Here is a 19,076-nt window from a genome sequence, read left to right as displayed (position 1 = left end):
AACACCGATCGGGTGGGTGGTGATACTCGCCGGGTATCGGTCGGCGTAGGCTGCCGGTCGTGGACGATGTCGAGACGCGCGAGCTCCGGTACTTCGTCGCCGTCGCCGAGGAACTGCACTTCGGCCGCGCGGCGCTCCGGCTCGGGATGGCGCAGCCGCCGTTGTCGCGGGCGATCCGGCAGCTCGAGGAGCGGATCGGCGTCCGGCTCTTCGACCGTGACCGTCGCGGCGTGACCCTCACCGACGCGGGGTCGGCGCTCCTGCGCGAAGCCCCGGCCGCCCTCGACGCCGTGCGCGCTGCCGTCCGGCGGACCCGACGCGCGGGGGCACCGGAGCAGCGGCTCGTCCTCGCGACGAAGGCCGGGTCGTCGCACGAGTTCCTGCAGGCCCTGCTCGACGCGGCCCCCGAGGACGTGCCGGTCGACGTGGTGCTCTGCGAGATCGGTGAGCAGGCGGGACTCCTCCTCGACGGCACGGCGGACGTGGCGGTGATGCACCGGCCGTTCGACGACTTCGCCGGGATCGAGTCGGTCGACCTGTACTCCGAGCCGCAGGTCGCGATCGTCCCCGCGTCCCACCCGCTCGCCGACCGCCGGTCCCTCACGATGGCCGAGGTGTCGTCGGTCCCCGACCTGCCGATGGCGCGGTGGCCGCTCGCCGACTGGACCTACCCGCCGGGACCGGGGCCGGAGGTGCACTCGCAGTCGCAGCTGGCGCAGCTCGTCGCGCTCGGTCGGACGCTGCTCGTGATCCCGCGCTCGAGCCGCGCCTGGCAGTGGCCCGAGCACGTCGCGGTACCGGTGCTCGACGCGCCCCTCGCGACGACGGTGCTCGGGTGGCCGGTCGGGCGGGAGACGCCGGCGGTCGCGGGGCTCGTGGCGACCGGGCTGCGGATCGGGGAGGCCGCGGGCGCGGTCAGCGCCTGACCGGGCCGGTCAGCGCCTGACGGGTCCGGTCAGCGCCTGACGGGTCCGGTCAGCGGCGGGTGGTGTGCTGCCGCAGCGCGACCACCACGCGGTCGAGGAAGTCGTCGACCTCGTCCTGGCGGTAGCCCTCGCGGAACTTGGTCGGCTGGAAACGCGCCAGGGTGACGTCCTCGGGCGTCAGCGGGTCGACCGGACGTCCGGCCTCGTACCCGGCCAGGGTCGCCCGGACCCGGTCGAGGAAGTCGTCGACCTCGCGCTGGTCGTACCCTTCGCGCCACTTCGTCGGTGCGAACTTCGCGTTCGCCACATCGCTCGCGAGCATGCTCTCCCCCTCGTGCCGGACCCCTCGTGCCGGCGTGTTCGACGATCCTCGCACAGGTCACGCGGCGGGTGTGCCCGTCCAGACCCGGTCGATCGGCACCTCGTGGCCGAGCACCGCGACCGCCGCACGGTGCCCCGAGTACAGCGCGCCGGCCACGGTCGCCGGGTCGTCGGTCCACGTCGCCTCGCCCGCCAGGTGCACGCGCCCCGCGATCGGCACTGCGAGGTCGTCGTGGTCGCTCGTCGTCGACCCCGGCAGCATGTGCGCGTACGAGCCCCGGGCGAACGGGTCGTCCTGCCACGCCGTCACGAGCACCGACGTCGGCGTCCCCACGGCGTCGCCGTACAGTCGCCGGAGCTGCTCGAGCACCGAGTCCGCGACCCGCTCCTCGCTCCAGCCCCGGATCGCCCGCGCTGCCGGACCGGCCGCGAAGGTGAGCAGCGTCGGCACCCCGTCGAGCCGCGTCAGGTCGTACCAGGAGTGCCACCACCGTCCGGCCGGACCGAGCTGCCGGACCGCGTAGACGTCGGCGTCCCAGAAGCGCTCCGGGAACCGCAGGACGACCTTCTCGAAGGCGTTCATCCGCAGCCGTCCGAGTGCCTGCCGGTGCCGTGCGGGCAGCGGTGGCTCGATCACGAGGTCGCCGGCCTGCAGCACCCCGACGGGCACCGTGACGACGACGGCCTCGGCGTGGAACGGGCCGCGGCTGCTCGTGACCACCACCCCGCCGTCCCCGTGGTCGATGCGCTCGACGACGTGCCCGAGCCGGACGTCGAGCCCCGCGGCGAGGCGTGCGGGCAGGGCGTCGTAGCCGTCCGGGAACACCACCTCGTCGCCCGCGATCGTGTCGTCGTCGAGCCCGTGCGCGGCGAGCTCGTCGCTCGCGACCCCGTACTGCTCCTCGCTCCGGTGCTCGAGGTGCTCGCTGACCCGTTCCGCCCGCTCGGCGTCCCAGCGCTGCGCCGCGACGGCCCGGGCGACCACGTCGCGGTAGCTGTCGAGCGGCGCCGATCGCTCGACCTCGTCGGCCAGGGCGCGGTCGACCGTGCGCACGTCGTCGGCGAACCGGGCGGCTGCACCGGCCTCGAGCTGACGACCGTCGGGCCCGTGGTACGCGATCGGCCGGCTGTCGACCTGGTACCCGCCGACGGTGAACTCGACCGTGCGGATGCCGAACGCGGCGACGGCGTCGGCCACGGCGTTGTCCTCGACGCCGTGGATCCACGAGGCGCCGAGGTCCGTCACGCGCCCGTCGGTCCGGTCGGTGTGGACCCGACCGCCGATCCGGTCCCGGGCCTCGAGCACGACGACCCGGCGCCCGGCCCCGGCGAGCACCCGTGCGGCCGCGAGCCCCGCCACGCCCGCACCGATCACGACGACGTCGGCGTCCTCCATGCTGGTGCTCCTCTCGGGACTGGATCAAGATTGACACAGCCAGGTGCGGAAATCGTTGCTGGGGTCTAGTTTCAGTGCTCGTATCCACAGAGTCGTGGAGCGACGGCGACGGTTTCCGTCGCTCGCCATCGAGAGAGCGTGGTGGTCATGCGAGACGAACGGGTCGTGACGGTGTCGACCGAGACCGTCGGCACGGAGAAGGGACTGCGACCGGGGGCCATCGGTCTGGTCGGCAGCGTCGTCATGGGCATCTCGTCCACCGCGCCCGCCTACAGCCTGGCCGCGAGCCTCGGGTTGGTCGTGGCCAGTGGGGGAGCGCTCCTCGCCGGGGTGAAGGCCCCGGCGATCATGCTGCTCGCGTTCATACCGATGTGGATGATCGCGGTGGCCTACCAGGAGCTCAACCGCGAGGACCCCGACTGCGGCACGACGTTCACCTGGGCGACCCGGGCGTTCGGTTCCGTGACGGGGTGGCTCGGCGGGTGGGGGATCATCGCCGCGGACGTCATCGTGATGGCGAACCTCGCCCAGATCGCCGGCTCGTACGGGTACTCCTTCGTCGGCGTCCTCACGAACGACCCGGCGATCAGCGCCCTCGGGAACAGCACGCTCTGGTCGACCGTCGCCGGTGTGGCCTGGATCGCCGTGATGACCTTCATCTGCTACGTCGGCGTCGAGGTGTCGGCCCGGCTGCAGTACGTCCTGCTCGGCATCGAGGTGCTCGTGCTCGTGATGTTCGCTGCCGTCGCGCTCGTGCGGGTCGGCACCGGCAACGGCGTCGAGGGCTCGATCACACCGTCGCTGTCGTGGCTGTGGCCGAGCGGCATGGACTTCGGCTCGGTCATCGCCCCCGCCATGCTCACGGCGATCTTCATCTACTGGGGCTGGGACACCGCCGTCTCGCTCAACGAGGAGACGAAGGACCCCGAGAAGACCCCCGGTCGCGCAGCCGTCATCAGCACGGTCCTGCTCCTCGTCATCTACGCCCTCGTGTCGATCGCGGCGATCGCGTTCGCCGGCGTCGGGACGAAGGGCATCGGCCTCGGGGCGCAGGGCAACGCGGACGACGTGTTCTCGGCGATCGGCCCGGCGCTCTTCGGCAACTCGTTCCTCGGGCACGCGGCGATGGCCCTGCTGTCGTTCTCGATCCTCACCTCGGCGTCCGCCTCGACGCAGACCACGATCATGCCGACCGCACGGACATCGCTCTCGATGGCGGTCTACAAGGCCCTGCCGTCGCACTTCGCCCGGATCCACCGGCGCTTCCTCACGCCGACCTGGTCGACCATCGGGATGGGCATCGCGTCGATCGGCTTCTACGTGCTGTTCACCGTCATCTCGACGAACCTGCTCACCGCCCTGATCGGTTCCGTCGGCCTGATGATCGCCTTCTACTACGGGCTGACCGGCTTCGCGTGCGTCTGGGTCTACCGACGGACGCTCTTCAACACCGTGCGGAACTTCGTCATGCGGGGGCTCGTCCCGTTGCTCGGCGGCCTGACGCTCGCGGTGACGTTCGTCTACGGACTCGTGCAGTTCGCCCAACCCGACTGGCTGCAGGGCGACGACGGGAAGGACGTCACGATCCTCGGCATCGGAGCGGTCGCCGTGGTGGGTGTCGGCGCGATCCTCATCGGTGTCGTGCTGATGGTCGTCTGGTGGGTGCGGTCCCCGGACTTCTTCCGGGGACGGACGCTCACGAGCACGAGCAACATCCTCGTCCTCGACGGCCCGGGTGGCGTCCCGGAGTCGACCGTCATCGCGCCCGACTTCTCGAACCTGCCGACGGGCAGCATCGCGGTCGACGAGGAGACCGGCAAGCGGTTCCGGCGGACGCGGTCGCGTCGCCGCGACGACGACTGATCTCGCGCACCGGCGGCGGACGGGAGGCGCGGGGCGGGCCCGCACCGTGCCTCCCGTCCGTCAGTCCACCAGCTCGCGCCGCAGCGACCGCAGCACCGGCAGGAGCGTCTCCAGACCGCCGGGTCCCACCTCGAACGGGCGGCCGAGGGCCGTCCGCGGCGGCAGGACGAGCTCGCCTCCACCGACGAGGTCGAACCAGAGCGCGTAGTCCACGCGGGAGCCGCGTGCGTCCTTCGTCGCGAGGTCGATCGTCCGGATCCGCGACCAGGGCAGATCGATCACCGGCGCCTCCCGGTCCGGCGCCCATCCGTGCATGCCGGCACGATCGAGCGTCCACACCTCGGGACGGGGACGCGGGAGGTCCTCGGAGGTCCGGATGCCCTTCGTCAGCACGGGCAGGAAGAACGCGGGTTCGCGACCGCCCGCGCGGATGCGGGCGAGTGTCCTTCGGTCACGACGTCCGCTCCACCAGGTGCCGACCGACATCACGATGCCGACGACGGTCAGGAACAGCTCGACGAGGACGACGCTGCCCACGCGACTGCTGCGGTCCATCTGCTCGACGAAGGCCGGCGAGCCGAACTCCGCGACGATGAGTGCCGGTGCACCCAGCACCAGGACCGCCGCAGCCAGGTGGATCGGCCACTGCCGCGGCGCGGTCCCGTCACGGAGCCGTCGCACCCACCCGTCCGTCACGTCCTGCACGGCCCCATCCTGCTCGGACGTCGGTCGGTGCGGTCAGCGCCGGTGGGACCGCCGCCGGCCGAGGATCGCGTCGATCACCCGCGAGAACCGCGGACGCCGCGCCACCGGCTTCGTCTCGATGGACCGGGTCGGAGCGCGGAGCGCGAGATCGTGCAGCATGTTCCGCTTCGAGCCGTCCCAGTTCGCGAACAGGTACGCGCCGCCGAGGAACGACAGGCTCCGAACCGGCGTGCGCTTCCACGAGTCGGCCGCGACGTAGTACCCGCCGTGACCGGCGTGGATGTGCTTGATCACGGTGTCGACGTCGATGACGCTGGTGGTCGTCACGACGGCGGTGATGCCCGTTCGGTCACGGGCGACGTACTCGATGAGGTGTTCAGACACGAGGGCTCTTGGTCGGGTCGGGGCCCGTCGAGGTCGGGGAACGCGACACGACGAGGCATGGCCGGAATCGTCGTTGCTTCCGAAACCAAGAATACGCCGAGAACTCTGTGCAGGGCGAGGAGGAACCTGTCCGGATGCGCACCGTGAACACCACCGGGGGGATCCTGTTCGCCGCCGTCCTGGCCGTTGCCCTGACCGGGTGCAGCGGCGGGACGACCGCCGGCCCCACCGCCACCGCCACCGCCACCCGCACCGTGACCGCCACGCCGACTGCGGTCGCCGAGAGCCCGACCCCGACCCCGACGTCGACTCCGACCCCCACGCCGACGTGCGGCCCGTCGAGCGGTGCCGATGCCGCCGCCCAGCCGATCGCCGACCTGCCGCTGCCGGCCGGGCTCGAGGACGCGAAGTGGGACGCCGCACGGGCCGACACGTCCGGGTACGAGGCGTGCGCCCCGCTGTCCTGGGTCACGGTGGGCCTGGACCTCGCGACCGGCAGCTCGCCCGTCGCGATCCTGCTCTTCCACGACGGCCGGTACCTCGGCACGGCCACGAAGGAGCAGTACGGCTTCGTCCCGGACATCAGCCGGACCGACCCGTCGACGATCGCGGTCGCCTACCGCTACGCGAAGCCGGACGAGTCGACTGCGGACGCGAGCGGTCGGGCCGACGCGACGTTCCGGTGGGACGACGCTGCCGGGCGCGTGGTGATGACGGGGCAGGTGCCGCCGGCCGGCTGAGCCGCGACGCCGCGACGCCGCACGCCGGCTGCCGTTCGCCGTGGGCCTGTCATGCTGGACGCCATGCCGTTCCTCCGCACCGCCTGGCCGGGCGTCGCACTCGCCCTCGCGATCGGGCTCGCCGCCACCGTCGTCGGCCGCGAGGTCCCGGTCGTCGGCGGCCCGGTCCCCGCGGTCGTGCTCGGCGCCCTGGTCGGGTGGCTCGTCCGCCGACGACGACAGCACGACGGCACCGGTGCGGGCTCGGGCGGTGATCTCGGTCTTCTGCAGCCCGGCGTGAAGTTCGCCTCGAGCCGGGTCCTGCAGTTCGCCGTCGTCCTGCTCGGCGCCCAGCTCTCGATCGCCGAGGTGCTCCGCATCGGCGGCGAGACGCTGCCCGTGATGCTGACGACCCTCGTCGTGTGCCTCGTCGCAGCGTGGGGGATCGGTCGGCTGCTCCGGGTCTCGAGTGCACTGCGCACGCTCATCGGCGTCGGGACGGGGATCTGCGGCGCCTCGGCGATCGCGGCCGTCACGCCCGTGATCGGCGCGGTCAGCGCGGACGTCGCCTACGCTATGTCGACGATCTTCCTGTGCAACATCGCCGCCGTCTTCGTCTTCCCCCTGGTCGGTCACGCACTCGGGCTCTCGCAGCACGCGTTCGGCGTCTTCGCCGGCACCGCGGTGAACGACACCTCGTCGGTGGTCGCCACGGCAACCGTCTACGGTCGGCAGGCGACCGACACGGCGGTGGTCGTGAAGCTGGTCCGGACGCTCATGATCATCCCGATCGTCGTGGGGCTGGCCGGCCTGGAGGCACGGCGCACCTCCCGCGAGCAGGTCGCGTCCGGCGTGGACACGGGCCGCGCCGGGGGCGTCCGCGTGTTCCGGTTGGTCCCGTGGTTCCTGATCGGGTTCCTCGTGGTCGTGCTCCTCCGCACCCTCGGGGTCCTGCCGGCCGCAGCGGCCCCGGGGTTCTCCACCGCCGCGACGTTCCTCATCACGGTGGCGCTCGCCGCGATCGGGGTCTCGACGGACTTCGGCGCGCTCCGGCGGGCGGGGTTCCGGCCGATGCTGCTCGGGATCGCGCTGTGGGTGCTCGTGGCGGGGACGAGCCTCGGCGCGCAGGCGGTGTTCGGGCTCCTCTGACGGCGTCGAGGCTCACACGATGCGGGAGTCGATCACCGCCCGGTCGCCCCGGTACCGCGAGAACCCGTACTCCACCGGGGTCCCGTCGGCCAGGCACATCAGCCGCTCGATGTGGAAGATCGCCTGCCCCGGATCGATGTCGAGCAGGTCCGCGCTCCACTGGTCGGCGTTCACCGTGCTGAGCAGCAGTCGACGAGCGACCGGCCGCTGCTCCACCCGTCGCACGAGCACGTCCGGCACGTACTCGGTGAGCGGCTCCGACACGAGGTCCGGGAACCGCTCCTGCGGCACCCAGCTCGTCCGCACCCGGCTCGGCTCCCCGTCGAACGAGATGAGGCTCTCGACGAAGTACGCGGCGCTGCCGTCCATCTCGAGGTTCCGCCGGACGGTCTCGGGCGCGGGCACGAGCTGGACGCACAGGTGCACGATGCTCAGCCGCGGGGAGTCGAACACGCTGCCGCCGGTGTTCTCGCCGTAGATCGTGACCTCCTCGGTGGTCCGGGCCAGGCTCACCGAGGCCACCGGACGCACGCCGAACGTGCCCGACCGCGGTGCCCGGGTGAGCAGCCGCTGTTCCTTGAGGAGCGTCAGCGCCGCGCGCAGGACGTTCCGCGTCGTGCCGTACAGGTCGAGGAGCTCCCACTCGTACGGCAGCGGTCCGGTGAACCGACCGGCGACGATGTCCGCGCGGATGAGGTCGGACACCTGCCGGGCCGCGTCCGAGCGTCGGTTGAAGCCGATCCAGTGCCCGGGCGTGACGTCGCCGATGGCCATGTCCGTCCACGGCGGGACCGGACGACGTCCCGCCGTGCCGTCCAGTCGGTCGTCCGGTGCGACGTCGGTCACGAGACCACCCCCACGGTCGTGGTGTCGCCGGTCCACCCGGCCCACCGGAGGAACTCCCGGGCGAGGCGCACCGGGTAGTCGGGTGCCTGGATGTCGATGGACACGAACACCCGGCGGTAGAAGGTCGGACCGCCGAGCAGGTCGACGGCGATCCCGAGGTCGACGTCGGGCCGCAGGTCGCCGGCGTCCATCGCCCGCTGGAGCATCGCGTTCACCCGGACCCGTCGGTCGAGGTGCCACGCGGCGACCGCCTCGGCCACCCGGGGCTCGTGCGAGGCGAGCTCCACGATGAGCGGCAGCGCCCGGCCGACCGGGGTCGCGACGAGCGCGTGCACCCAGCCGCGGGTGAGCCCGAGGACACCCTCGTCGATCGGGGCGTCGAGGACCGTCGGGATCGACTCCTCCATCAGACGGATGACGGTCTCGGTGAGGAGCACGTCGCGGCTGGACCAGCGCCGGTAGATCGTCGCCGCCCCCACCCCGGCGGCGTCGGCGACCGCCCGGATGGTGAACGCCCGGGGGTCGCCCTCGGCGAGGATCGCGATGCACGCCGTGTACACGGCCTCGTCGACCGCGGCGTTCCGGGGCCGTCCGCGGACCGGGGCCTCGGTGCTCACGCGGCGCTCCAGAGCGCGAGCACCCGGTCGATGCCCCACACTTCGCCGATCTTCGCCTGGATGTCGAACAGGTTCGCCTCGTGCACGCTCGGCAGCCGGTCGCCGACGGCCTCGCGCACGACGATCGGCACGAAGCCGTGCTGCATGGCGTCCGTCGCGGTGGCCCGGATGCACCCGCTCGTCGAGAGTCCGGCGATGAAGAGCGTGTCGACCCCTCGTGCGACGAGGTCGGCGGCCAGCGAGGTCCCGAAGAACGCGCTCGGGTACTGCTTCGGCACGAGGGTGTCCCCGTCGACCGGCGCGAGCCCCTCGATGAACGCGCCGGTGGACGTGCCGGGGAGGTACGCCGCGAGGGCCGGCACCTTCCGGAAGAACACCCCCGCGTTGGAGCCGTCGGCCGACAGCGCCATCGTCGTGACGGCGACGTGCACGCCGGCCGCCCGGGCCGCGGCCGTGAGCTCGCGCATCCGCTCGACGGGTTCCTCGACGCCGGCGTACAGCCCGCACGCCGGGTCGACGTAGGCGTTCACCGGGTCGACGACGACGAGCGCCGCCCGTCGGCCCGGTTCGAGCGCACCGGTGTAGCCGGCCGAGACGTAGTCGTCGTGGTCGTCGGTCATGCGGTCCTGCTTCCGTCGTGGGGCTGGCTGGTGGGGGCCTGGAGGCGCGGCGCGACCCCGGCACGTCGGCCGGCGGTCGGCCCGTGCGCGCGGTCGGTGCCCGTCGTGGCGGTCATGCGCTCGTCCCCGGCTCGGGCACCGGGCCGGACGTGTCCGGTCGGAGCGGGGCCTGGCGGTCCGGGGGGCCGAACGGGCCGAACGCGACGATGAGCGCGCCGGCGACCGCGCACCCGGCGAACGTGAGCGCGGCGGTGCGCACGCCGTCGACGAAGGCTTGGACGTCGGTCGCCGGCAGGCCGAGCAGGCTGCCGTCGTACGCCGCGGCCTGCTGCGCGGCGGAGAGCCCACTCGTGGCGATCGCCAGACCGAGCGCCGTGGAGAACAGGAAGCCCGCGTTCTGCAGCGCCGACCGGATGGCGTTCGCGATGCCCCGGCGGTGCTCCGGGACACGGGTCATCAGGGCCGAGGTGCTCGGCGTCATGAACACCCCGACGCCGACCCCGACGGCACCGAGTCCGACGGCCGTCACGGCGTAGGCACCGTCGTCGGCGAGCGACCCCGCGAGCACCGCTGCCCCGACCGCGATGAGCAGCATGCCGATGGTGGAGAGCGTGCGCGCGGGCACCCGGCGGGCGAGGACCCCGGCGCTCGCCGCGGCCACGGTCGTGCCGATCGGGGTGGGGAGCACCCAGAGCGCGGCCTCGACGGCGTCCTTGCCCGAGACAGCCTGGAACGACAGGGACGCCAGGAGCACGAGGGCGTAGCTCGACAGCGCGCAGAGGCCGGCGGCCGAGAAGAGCGTGATGGTCGCCCGGTCGCGGAAGATCGCCGGGTCGACGAGCGGGTGCGGGACCCGGCGCTGGGTCCACACGAACACCGCTCCGAGCAGCACCGCGCCGGAGGCCATGGCGACGACCGGGACGGCGGCCCAGCCCGCGGATCCGCCGACCGACACGGCACCGACCAGCAGCCCGACCGCGGCCACGGAGAGCACCGAGCCCGGGACGTCGAGGCGTTCGCCGGAGCGTGGCCGGGCGGTGCGGGGGATGAGTCGCAGCGACCAGACGAGCCCCGCGAGCGAGATCGGGACCCCGGCGAGGAAGATCCACCGCCAGCCGAACGACTCCGCGACGAGGCCGCCGACGACCGGACCGATGACCTGTCCGACGGCGGCGACGGTGGCGTTCAGCCCGAGGCCGAGCGACAGGATCGACTCCGGGAACACGTCGGTGAGGAGCGCCGTGGTGTTCGTGACGATGGCAGCGGCACCGACGCCCTGCACGAGTCGGGCGGCGAGCAGGACGGCGGCGTCCGGTGCTGCACCGCACGCGAGCGAGGCGAGGAGGAAGACGAGGATGCCGGCGATGTACAGACGGCGACGCCCGACGAGGTCCGCGATCCGGCCGAAGACGAGGATGAGCGTCGTCGTCGTGAGCATGTAGCTGAGCAGGACCCAGCTGGACTGCAGGGCGGAGGCGTCGAGGTCACGGCTGACGTCGGGGAGCGCGACGAGCAGGGCGCTCGAGGAGATGAAGACGAGGACGACGCTCAGGCTCGACGCGCAGAGCACCTGCCACGCGCGTCGGCGGGCGCCGTCCTCGTCCGTGGTGCGGTTACTGATCGGTCGACCCTCTCGTGGCGGATGCCGGCGGCACCCGGTGGTGGTGGTCGGTGACCTCCTGGAACGCGGCGGCGGCGGACAGGACGAGTCGGTCGTCCCACGGGCGTGCGACGAGCTGCACGCCGACCGGCAGGCCGTCCGGCGCGGTCCCGGCGGGCATCATGAGCGCCGGGAAGCCGACGTAGTCGAAGACCCGGGTGTTCCGGGGGATCACGTCGTGCAGGTTGTACGGCACGCCGTCGACCGTCATCGTGAGGTCGTCGAGTCGGGGCGCCGTGGCACCGATCCCCGGCGTGAGGACGACGTCGACCCCGGCCTCGTCCATCCGTGCGACCATCGCGGCCTGCACGAGCGGACGGCGTCGGAGGGACCGGAGGTAGTCCGCGGCCGTCGGCGTGAACGCGACGTCGAACCGCGCACGGGTGCCGGCGTCGAACAGGTCGGCGGTGGCGGCGTTGGCCTCCTGGTTGGCCGCGAGTTCGCCGTAGAAGACGGTCCAGCACTCGGCGTCGATCGCCTCGAGGTCGTCGAACTCGATCGGCACGATCTCGGCCCCGAGTGCCGCGAACCGGTCGACCGCGGCCGCGTGCGCGTCGAGCACCGCACGGTCCACCCGCTCGGTGAACCAGGCCCGGGGCACGCCGATGTGCATCCCCGCGATCCGTCCCGGTGCCGCCTCGACGAGCGGGACCGCGGTGTGCGTCGTGGGGTCCTGCCCGTCGCCACCGGCGATCACGGCGAGCACGAGCGCGAGGTCCTCGGCGGTGCGGGCCATCGGTCCGACGTGGTCGAGCGTCCACGACAGGCTCGCGACGCCCGTGCGCGGGACGAGGCCGTACGTCGGCTTGATGCCGGTCGTCCCGCACAGCGCCGACGGCACCCGGATCGATCCGCCAGTGTCCGACCCGAGCGCGAGCGGGACGATGCGTGCGGCGAGGGCGGAACCGGAGCCGGTCGACGACCCGCCCGTCCAGCGCTCGGGGTCCCACGGGTTCCGGACGGCGCCGTACCGGGCGTTGTGCGGGCCGCCGCAGGCGAACTCGGTCGTCGCCGCCGTGAACACCGGGATCGCCCCGGCCGCACGGAGCCGGGCGACCACGGTGGCGTCGGCGGGGGCCACGCGGTCGCCGGTCTGCAGCGAGCCGCTCGTGACGACCGTGCCGGCGACGTCGATGATGTCCTTCACCGCGAACGGCACGCCCTCGAGCGCACGGGCCTCGCCCGCGGCCCAGCGCCGGGTCGACTCGACCGCTGCCTGCTCGGCGCCGTCGACCAGGCGGAGGACGGCGTCGGACCACACGTCGTCGCTCGTCCAGTGCGGGGCGAGGGCTCCGACGACGGCGGTGGGGGTGGTGGAACCGTCGCGGTAGGCCGCGAGCAGCTCGGTGACGCTCGCCGCCGCGGGGTCGGACGCCGTCGCGGCCGTGGACACCGTGGACGCCGGAGCGGGAGCGACCGGTGCTGCCGGGGTCGGTGCCGAGTCGATCGCCGCCGCGAGGAGCCGGGTGAACAGCGCCTGGCTGTGCCCGGGCTCCGCCGGCAGGGACGACGGGGCGGCCGGGAGCGGGTTCGCGCGGCTGTCGTGCAGCGCCTGCTCCAGCTGGGGCGCGATCGTCCCGCGCACGACCGCGAACACGTCCGTCACGCCGGCACCGCCGCGGCGTGGGCGTCCGCGAGGTAGCGGAACACCCCGGGCTGCCGGTCGCGCCCGAGCGGGAAGTCCTCCCGCACCGCGGCCACCTCGGCGACGTCGAGCGTCGCCCGGACGATGGGTCCGGCCTCGTGCGCCGGGGCGGAGACCACGAGCTCGCCGCGGGGCGACACGACCGACGAGCGGCCGAAGTAGCTCACGGTCTTGCCGTCCACGGTCTCCTCGCCGCCGCGGTTCGGGGCGACGACCCAGGTCTGCGTCTCGAGGGCGCGCACCTGCAGCTCCTGCGTGAAGAGCGTCTCGCGGAACCCCATCGAGGAGACGAGTACGAGCATCACCTCGGCACCCGCGGCCCGTGACGCGAGCCAGTACTCGGGGAAGCTCCGGTCGTAGCAGATGAGCATGCCGAACCGGGTGCCGAGCGCGTCGAACACGACCGGCCCCGACCCCGGCGCGAAGTAGTGCTTCTCGTCGACGTCGGAGATCGCGTTCGTCGGGATCGACGTCTTCCGGTACGCCGGCACGCGGTCGCCGTGCACGTCGGTGCCGTGGACGAGGGTGCCGTCGGCGTCGATGAGCACCGCGCTGTTGTACTGCGCGTCGCCGGCGTCCTCGTAGAGGCCGAAGACGACCGCCGTGCCGAGTCGTCGCGCGGCCTCGGCGAACCGTGCCGTCGCCGGACCGGGCACGGGCTGCGCCCAGGCCTTGCGGCTGTCGTTCCGGACGCCGCAGAAGTACGGCGTCGTGGTGAGCTCGGGGAAGACGACGAGGTCGGCGCCCTCGGCGGCCTGCTCGAACAGCGCGATGAGGCCGTCGATCGCGGCGTCGCCGTCGGCGGGGATCTGCCCGGCCTGGACGACCGCGACCTCGAGGGTCGGCGCCGTGCTGCCGGCCGTCATGCGGTGACCGCGCTCGGGGTGACGGCGGGCGCCGACGACACGACGCCCTCGCGGGTGCGCATGAGCGGCTGGATGCGGGTGCCGAAGTCGTCCATGCCCTGCAGGAAGTCGTCGAACACGAGCATGATGCCCTTGGTGCCCGCGACGTCGGCGGCCTCGTCGAGCATCGCCGCCACGTGCTCGTAGGAGCCGACGAGCGTGCCCATGTTCATGTTCACGGCACCCTCCGGCAGCGAGATCCGCTTCGCGGTGTTGCCGTCCTCGCCGTTCGTGTCGGTGAGCGCCTGCCCGGTCATCCAGGCGATGGCCTCGACGTCCACGCCGTCGCTGTACCGCTGCCACTTCTCCTGCGCGGCCTCGTCGGTCTCGTCGGCGATGACCATGAACAGCACGTAGGAGCCGACGTCCCGCCCGGTCTTCTCCCGCGCGGCGAGGAGCGTCTCGTTCTGCTCGGCGTACGCGGTCGGGGTGTTCACGCCGACGCCCATCGAGAAGTTGTAGTCCGAGTACTCCGCCGCGAACGCCATGCCCTGCGAGGACTGCCCGGCCGAGACGATCGGGATGTGCGACGTCGGCTTCGGCAGCATCCGGCAGTCGTCCATCTGGAAGTACTCGCCCTGGAAGTTGCTGACGCCGTCCTCCCACAGCTCCTTCATGACCTGCATGTACTCGGTCTGGTAGGCGTACCGACGCTTGAAGTGCACCTCGTCGCCCGGCCAGAGCCCCATCTGGTCGTACTCCGCCTTCTGCCACCCGGCGACGAGGTTCAGCCCGAAGCGCCCGTGCGAGATCGAGTCGATCGTGGCGGCCATCCGTGCGGCGATCGCCGGCGGGATCGTGAGGACGGCCGTGGTGGCGAACAGTCGGATGCGCTCCGTCCGGGCAGCGAGGCCGGCCATCAGGGTGAAGGACTCGAGGTTCTCGTCCCAGAACCCGCTCGGGCCGCCGAAGCCGCGCAGCTTGATCATCGACAGGGCGAAGTCGAAGCCGTACGACTCGGCCTTCTGCACGATCTCGAGGTTGAGGTCGAACGATGGCTTGTACTGCGGCGAGGTGGTGGAGATGAGCCAGCCGTTGCTGCCGATCGGGATGAAGACTCCGATGTCCATGGGGGACTCGCTTTCTGTGTGTGGAGGAGGGTCAGGACTGCTTGGCGGCGGCCTTGGCGGCGCTCGCGACGGAGTGCCGTCGGATCGTCTGGGAGACCGCGACGGCGACGATGAGCGCACCGCCGTAGAAGAGCTGCTGGACGAAGTTGTCGGCGCCGAGCATCTGGAGCCCGACGACGCCGGAGAACAGGAAGTAGACGGCGATGAAGGTGCCGATGGCGTTGAAGCGTCCGGGGATGATCGCGGTGGCCCCGAGGTAGCAGGCGGCGAACGCGGGGAGCAGGAACGACTGCCCGCTCGAGGGGTCCGCCCCGCCGAGCGTGCCGGCGTAGACGACCCCGGCCACCGCGGCGGTGAGGCCCGCGCCGACGAACGCGCCGACGCGGAGCCGGCGGACGTTCAGGCCGGAGAGCTCGGCGACGGTGCGACCGGTGCCCACGAACAGGAGCCGTCGACCGACCGGGGTGGCGCTGAGGACGATGAGGACGACCACGGTGGCGATCAGGCCGTAGACGAACGCCAGGGGCAGCCCGGCGAGCCCGCGCCACCCGACGGTCGCCTGGACGAGCGCCGGGTCGATGCCGGTCACCGACGAGGACGCGCTCATCCACTGGATGATCCCGATCATGAAGGTCGACGTGCCGAGCGTCACGATGAACGAGTCGATCCGGAACGCGACCGTGAGCAGGCCGTTCACCAGGCCGACGACCACGCCGATCGCCAGGCCGACCAGGATCGCCGGCAGCAGCGGGATGTCCATCTTGGCGTTGAGGACGGCGATCGTCATGGCGGAGAGCGACATCGTCGAGGCGCCGGACAGGTCGAACTCACCCGCGGTCAGGGGGAACAGGAAGCCGAGCGCCAGGATGAGCAGCACCGACTGGGACCCGAGGATGTTCTGCAGGTTCCCCAGGGTCGGGTAGGTGTCGGGGAGCGCGATGCTGAACGCGATCACGATGACGAGCCAGGCGCCGAGCAGGGCGTAGCGCTCGGTGTGCCCCCACGAGAAGCGCGGGCGTGTGGGGCGGACGATCGACGTCTCGAGGGCGGGTTCGGCGGTGGTGGACATCAGGCGGTCTCCTTGACGGGGGAGGAGTCGGGGGAGGAGGGAGCGGGGTCGACGAGGCTGGCGACGACGGCTGCCGCGATGACGTCGCGGTCGATCCGGTCGCCGGTGAGCACGTCGTGGACGCGGCCGTGGGCGAGGACCACGACCCGGTCGCACATCTGGGCGAGCTGGTCGTAGTCGGTCGAGGCGCAGACGATCGAGACGCCCTGGTCGGCGGTCCGGCGGAGCATCGAGAAGATCGCCGCACGGGCGCCGACGTCGATGCCCTGCGTCGGCTCCTGGAGCAGCACGAGCCGCGGGTCGTCCTGCATCCACTTCGCGAGGACGGCCTTCTGCTGGTTGCCGCCGGAGAGCGTGCCGAAGAGCGCGGAGGGGTCGGCGGGACGGACGTCCCAGTCGCGGACGAGGCCCTCGACGTGCGACCGCTCCCGCGCCGGCGAGAGCCCGAGCAGTCCGCGGAGCTTCCCGAGGACGGGCAGGGTCACGTTCTGCTCGACGGACAGGGTCAGGGCACCGCCCTCGCGCTTGCGGTCGGCGGGGACGTAGACGACCCCGCGGGCGATCGAGGTCGCCGGGCTGGTGGCGCCGAGGTCGACTGCGGCGTCCCGGACTGTGAGGGTCCCGGTCGCCGCCCGGGCGCCGTACAGGCCTGGAAGCACGTCCTCGACGCCCGAGCCGGCGAGCCCGGTGATGCCGACGACCTCGCCGTCCGCGACGTCGAACGAGAGCCCGTCGACGACACCGGCCCGGAGGTCCCGGACCGTCACGACCGCGTCGCCCGTGGTGGCGGGGCGGGCACTGCGTGCGGCCGCGCCGTCGAGCCCGCGTCCGACGATGAGCGAGACGAGCTCGTCCGCGGTCGTGGTCGCGGTGTCCCGGTGCGCCTGGACCCGACCGGCCCGGAGGACCGTGACGCGGTCGGCGTGCTCGAGGACCTCGGACATGTCGTGCGACACGAGGAGGGCCGACGTGCGGCCGTCGGACACGAGGTCCTTGACGACGCGGAAGAGCAGGTCCGCGTCCTCCTTCGGTAGGAACACGGTCGGTTCGTCGAGGACGATGAGCGCCCGGTCGTCACCCAGCTCGGCGACGGCCCGCAGGATCGCGACGAGCGCCTTCTGCGTGTCGGTCAGTTCCTCGATCCGGGCACGCGGGTCGATGTCCACGCCGTAGCGGGCGAAGAGCTCCGCGGCCGCCCGGTGCTCGGCGCCCCAGCGGACGAACGGACCGCGGCCGGCGACGACGGTGGCGAGCCGGAGGTTCTCGGTCACCCCGAGCGACGGCACGAGGGCCAGGTCCTGGTGGACGAAGCTGATGCCGACGCGGCGGAAGTACCCGGGAGGCACCGGCAGCGGGAGCCGGGAGCCGCGGACCTCGATCGTCGCTCCCGGGTCCGGCGCGTAGGTGCCGGACAGGATCTTGATGAGGGTCGACTTGCCGGAACCGTTCTCGCCGAGCAGCGCGTGCACCTGGCCCGGACGGACCTCGAGTTCGACGTCGTCGAGCGCGGTCAGTCCGCCGAACCGCTTGGTGAGCCCGCTGATCCGCAGGACCGGCGCGGTGGTCGCACCGGCCTCGACGACCGCAGCGGACGCTGCGGGGCTGCGCCGTGCCTCCCGGGTGGCGCTCACTTCGCCGGACCCCAGATCTCCTCGTACCCGGTCTTGTACGCGTCGCCGTAGCCCTTGCTCGGCGCGGGCGGCGTGCCGGCCTCGTCGACGTTGTCCTTCGTGAACACCTTGAGCGGGGTCTGCTCGTCGCCGTCCTCGATGATCGGGGTGTCGGTCAGGACGCGACCGGCCTGGTCGAGCGTGGCGTAGGCGAGCCACTCCATGTTCTCGCCGATGTCCATCGTCATGACGTTGCCCTCCTGCAGGATCTTCATCACCGCGGGCGTCCCGTTGTACGAGGACGTGAAGACCTGGCCGGTCTTGCCGGCCGCCGTCACCCCGGCCTCGACGAAGAGGGCCATCGAGTCGTACACGGGCAGGACGTAGTCGAGGTTCGGGTCGGACTGGATCGCGGACTGGACGGTCGACGAGATCTTCGTCGCCCAGTCGGCGACCGGCACGTTCGTCACCTTCACCTTGCAGCCCGAGCAGTACTCGTCGAACTCCTCCTGCATCGCCTTGACGATGCCGTCCGACGGCGGGACCTCGGACGAGGTGATGATGAGCACGTCACCCGCGCCCTTCGTCTCCTTGATGGCCCAGTCGGCGTTGAGCTTCGCGGCCTCGTGGAAGGGCGCGGTCACCTGGGCGGCGACGAGGTCCTGCAGCTGGTCGGGGAGCGCCTCACCCGTCTGGTACGTGTGGCTGATGAGCACCGGGATGCCGGCGGCCTTCGCACGCTTGAGCGCCGGGACGATGAGCTCGCCGTTGACGCCCTGCGCGAGGACGATGATGTCGGCCTTCCGGCTGATCGCCTGGTCGATGCCGGCGGACTGCTCGGTCGGCGTGCCCTGGTTCGTGTACTCGATCCACTTCGCGCCGTACTCCTCGGCGAGCTGCTGCCCGGCCTCGTCGACGGACACGATGAACGGCACGGCGGACGAGTTCGGGATGTTGAAGATCGTCTTGCCCGCGATCTTCGACATGTCGAACGGCTTGCCCTCGAAGGTGAACTCCGGGTCGACGCTCGCCGCCGTGATCTGGCTGGTGGCGTGCTCGACCCCGGCGGAGTCGTCGGACGAGTCGGTCGAGGCCGTCGAGGTGGCGGAGCAGGCGGACAGGAACAGCACACCGCTGAGTGCGGCGGCCAGGAGCGCGGGACGTGCGAGCCGCGTTCGGGTGGGTGCGGGGGACGACATCGGTCGAGGACCTCCAGGACGTGGTGCGGGGACGGGTGACGGGTGCGGGTGCTGCCGGTGCTGCGGGTACGCCGAACACCCCGCGGCGCGGGGTGGGCGTGACGACGAGGGGCGTCGGTCACTTCGGGGTGTGGGAGAGCGCTCCGCCGGGGGCGATGCGTCGGGGATGACGGGGCCGCTCCGGTGGGGCTGATGCGAATGTAACGGGCTGCGGGCCGCCAGCGGGTGCCCGGCGGTAACGGTCCTGTTAGGCGTTTGTTTCGCCGGTGTTAGGCCACCGGCGCCACGGCGTCGACGAGCCGCCGTGCCGCGCCGTTCCGGGGCGGGCGATCCCGCCGCCCCACCCCGGAGCGGTGCGGATCCGCGCGTCCG

17 protein-coding genes and 2 pseudogenes are annotated in these 19,076 nt (G+C 72.3%); 4 read left to right on the top strand and 15 right to left on the bottom strand.

Features of this window, described 5'->3' with window-relative positions; all coding sequences use genetic code 11:
* Positions 1-59 precede the first annotated feature (59 nt).
* Positions 60-926 carry a LysR family transcriptional regulator gene (locus HWD93_RS02515; RefSeq protein ID WP_261645940.1) on the top strand — a complete coding sequence of 289 codons (867 nt, stop codon included), beginning with the start codon at positions 60-62 and terminating at the stop codon, positions 924-926.
* 67 nt (positions 927-993) lie between these two features.
* Here the strand turns inward: HWD93_RS02515 and HWD93_RS02510 are convergent.
* The 3 genes and pseudogenes from HWD93_RS02510 to HWD93_RS02500 form a co-directional block, all read right to left on the bottom strand.
* Positions 994-1,107, bottom strand: a pseudogene (locus tag HWD93_RS02510) (DivIVA domain-containing protein); the annotation flags it as partial.
* A gap of 45 nt (positions 1,108-1,152) precedes the next feature.
* A pseudogene (locus tag HWD93_RS02505) lies at positions 1,153-1,248 on the bottom strand (DivIVA domain-containing protein); the annotation flags it as partial.
* Positions 1,249-1,305: 57 nt separating this feature from the next.
* Positions 1,306-2,643, bottom strand: coding sequence for an NAD(P)/FAD-dependent oxidoreductase (locus tag HWD93_RS02500; protein WP_261645939.1), 1,338 nt, complete (start codon positions 2,641-2,643; stop codon positions 1,306-1,308).
* A 147-nt stretch (positions 2,644-2,790) separates the two neighbouring features.
* Here HWD93_RS02500 and HWD93_RS02495 point away from each other — a divergent pair, with 147 nt between their 5' ends.
* Positions 2,791-4,506, top strand: a complete 1,716-nt coding sequence (locus HWD93_RS02495) for an APC family permease (RefSeq protein WP_261645938.1) — start codon at positions 2,791-2,793, stop codon at positions 4,504-4,506.
* 60 nt (positions 4,507-4,566) lie between these two features.
* Here the strand turns inward: HWD93_RS02495 and HWD93_RS02490 are convergent, their stop codons facing one another.
* Together HWD93_RS02490 and HWD93_RS02485 are read right to left on the bottom strand one after the other, a co-directional pair.
* On the bottom strand, positions 4,567-5,211 hold the full coding sequence (locus tag HWD93_RS02490) for a hypothetical protein (protein WP_261645937.1): 645 nt from the start codon (positions 5,209-5,211) through the stop codon (positions 4,567-4,569).
* A gap of 33 nt (positions 5,212-5,244) precedes the next feature.
* Positions 5,245-5,595 carry a hypothetical protein gene (locus tag HWD93_RS02485; RefSeq protein ID WP_261645936.1) on the bottom strand — a complete coding sequence of 117 codons (351 nt, stop codon included), beginning with the start codon at positions 5,593-5,595 and terminating at the stop codon, positions 5,245-5,247.
* Between the two features lie 134 nt (positions 5,596-5,729).
* On the opposite strand from HWD93_RS02485, the gene HWD93_RS02480 reads away from it, so the two are divergent.
* A complete protein-coding gene (locus tag HWD93_RS02480) occupies positions 5,730-6,335 on the top strand; it encodes an LppP/LprE family lipoprotein (RefSeq protein WP_261645935.1) in 606 nt (201 codons plus the stop codon).
* Positions 6,336-6,398: 63 nt separating this feature from the next.
* On the top strand, positions 6,399-7,463 hold the full coding sequence (locus tag HWD93_RS02475; protein ID WP_261645934.1) for a YeiH family protein: 1,065 nt from the start codon (positions 6,399-6,401) through the stop codon (positions 7,461-7,463).
* A 12-nt stretch (positions 7,464-7,475) separates the two neighbouring features.
* Here the strand turns inward: HWD93_RS02475 and HWD93_RS02470 are convergent, their stop codons facing one another.
* The 10 genes from HWD93_RS02470 to HWD93_RS02425 all read right to left on the bottom strand — a co-directional run bounded on the left by HWD93_RS02470 (position 7,476) and on the right by HWD93_RS02425 (position 18,704).
* On the bottom strand, positions 7,476-8,309 hold the full coding sequence (locus tag HWD93_RS02470; RefSeq protein WP_261645933.1) for a GntR family transcriptional regulator: 834 nt from the start codon (positions 8,307-8,309) through the stop codon (positions 7,476-7,478).
* Positions 8,306-8,926: a TetR-like C-terminal domain-containing protein gene (locus HWD93_RS02465; RefSeq protein ID WP_261645932.1), complete on the bottom strand. Its 621-nt coding sequence runs from the start codon at positions 8,924-8,926 to the stop codon at positions 8,306-8,308. Before HWD93_RS02465 ends, HWD93_RS02470 begins: the two co-directional genes overlap by 4 nt.
* Positions 8,923-9,546: an isochorismatase family protein gene (locus tag HWD93_RS02460; protein ID WP_071295724.1), complete on the bottom strand. Its 624-nt coding sequence runs from the start codon at positions 9,544-9,546 to the stop codon at positions 8,923-8,925. Before HWD93_RS02460 ends, HWD93_RS02465 begins: the two co-directional genes overlap by 4 nt.
* Positions 9,547-9,658: 112 nt before the next feature.
* The gene (locus tag HWD93_RS02455; RefSeq protein WP_261645931.1) at positions 9,659-11,116 is read right to left on the bottom strand and encodes an MFS transporter; all 1,458 of its coding nucleotides are present in this window, start codon (positions 11,114-11,116) and stop codon (positions 9,659-9,661) included.
* A gap of 43 nt (positions 11,117-11,159) precedes the next feature.
* Positions 11,160-12,812, bottom strand: a complete 1,653-nt coding sequence (locus HWD93_RS02450; RefSeq protein WP_261645930.1) for an amidase — start codon at positions 12,810-12,812, stop codon at positions 11,160-11,162.
* Positions 12,809-13,717 (bottom strand): carbon-nitrogen hydrolase family protein, encoded by a 909-nt coding sequence (locus HWD93_RS02445; protein WP_261645929.1) that lies wholly within the window; start codon positions 13,715-13,717, stop codon positions 12,809-12,811. Before HWD93_RS02445 ends, HWD93_RS02450 begins: the two co-directional genes overlap by 4 nt.
* Positions 13,714-14,826, bottom strand: a complete 1,113-nt coding sequence (rutA, locus tag HWD93_RS02440) for a pyrimidine utilization protein A (RefSeq protein WP_261645928.1) — start codon at positions 14,824-14,826, stop codon at positions 13,714-13,716. Before rutA ends, HWD93_RS02445 begins: the two co-directional genes overlap by 4 nt.
* A gap of 31 nt (positions 14,827-14,857) precedes the next feature.
* Positions 14,858-15,895: an ABC transporter permease gene (locus HWD93_RS02435; protein WP_070418018.1), complete on the bottom strand. Its 1,038-nt coding sequence runs from the start codon at positions 15,893-15,895 to the stop codon at positions 14,858-14,860.
* On the bottom strand, positions 15,895-17,526 hold the full coding sequence (locus HWD93_RS02430) for a sugar ABC transporter ATP-binding protein (RefSeq protein WP_261645927.1): 1,632 nt from the start codon (positions 17,524-17,526) through the stop codon (positions 15,895-15,897). Before HWD93_RS02430 ends, HWD93_RS02435 begins: the two co-directional genes overlap by 1 nt.
* Positions 17,523-18,704, bottom strand: coding sequence for a sugar ABC transporter substrate-binding protein (locus tag HWD93_RS02425; RefSeq protein ID WP_070418020.1), 1,182 nt, complete (start codon positions 18,702-18,704; stop codon positions 17,523-17,525). Before HWD93_RS02425 ends, HWD93_RS02430 begins: the two co-directional genes overlap by 4 nt.
* Positions 18,705-19,076: the final 372 nt, after the last annotated feature.

The sequence above is a fragment of the Curtobacterium sp. C2H10 genome (genome assembly GCF_025407985.1).
GTDB lineage: Bacteria > Actinomycetota > Actinomycetes > Actinomycetales > Microbacteriaceae > Curtobacterium.
The sequence above is the reverse complement of the archived record's forward strand: the minus strand, read 5'-3'. Positions and strand labels throughout refer to the sequence as shown.

Coding starts and splice junctions, on each gene's coding strand:
- rutA (WP_261645928.1), bottom strand. CDS start 14,826: ATGGACATCGGAGTCTTCATCCCGATCGGCAGCAACGGCTGGCTCATC.
- HWD93_RS02480 (WP_261645935.1), top strand. CDS start 5,730: ATGCGCACCGTGAACACCACCGGGGGGATCCTGTTCGCCGCCGTCCTG.
- HWD93_RS02495 (WP_261645938.1), top strand. CDS start 2,791: ATGCGAGACGAACGGGTCGTGACGGTGTCGACCGAGACCGTCGGCACG.
- HWD93_RS02425 (WP_070418020.1), bottom strand. CDS start 18,704: ATGTCGTCCCCCGCACCCACCCGAACGCGGCTCGCACGTCCCGCGCTC.
- HWD93_RS02500 (WP_261645939.1), bottom strand. CDS start 2,643: ATGGAGGACGCCGACGTCGTCGTGATCGGTGCGGGCGTGGCGGGGCTC.
- HWD93_RS02445 (WP_261645929.1), bottom strand. CDS start 13,717: ATGACGGCCGGCAGCACGGCGCCGACCCTCGAGGTCGCGGTCGTCCAG.
- HWD93_RS02475 (WP_261645934.1), top strand. CDS start 6,399: ATGCCGTTCCTCCGCACCGCCTGGCCGGGCGTCGCACTCGCCCTCGCG.
- HWD93_RS02460 (WP_071295724.1), bottom strand. CDS start 9,546: ATGACCGACGACCACGACGACTACGTCTCGGCCGGCTACACCGGTGCG.
- HWD93_RS02435 (WP_070418018.1), bottom strand. CDS start 15,895: ATGTCCACCACCGCCGAACCCGCCCTCGAGACGTCGATCGTCCGCCCC.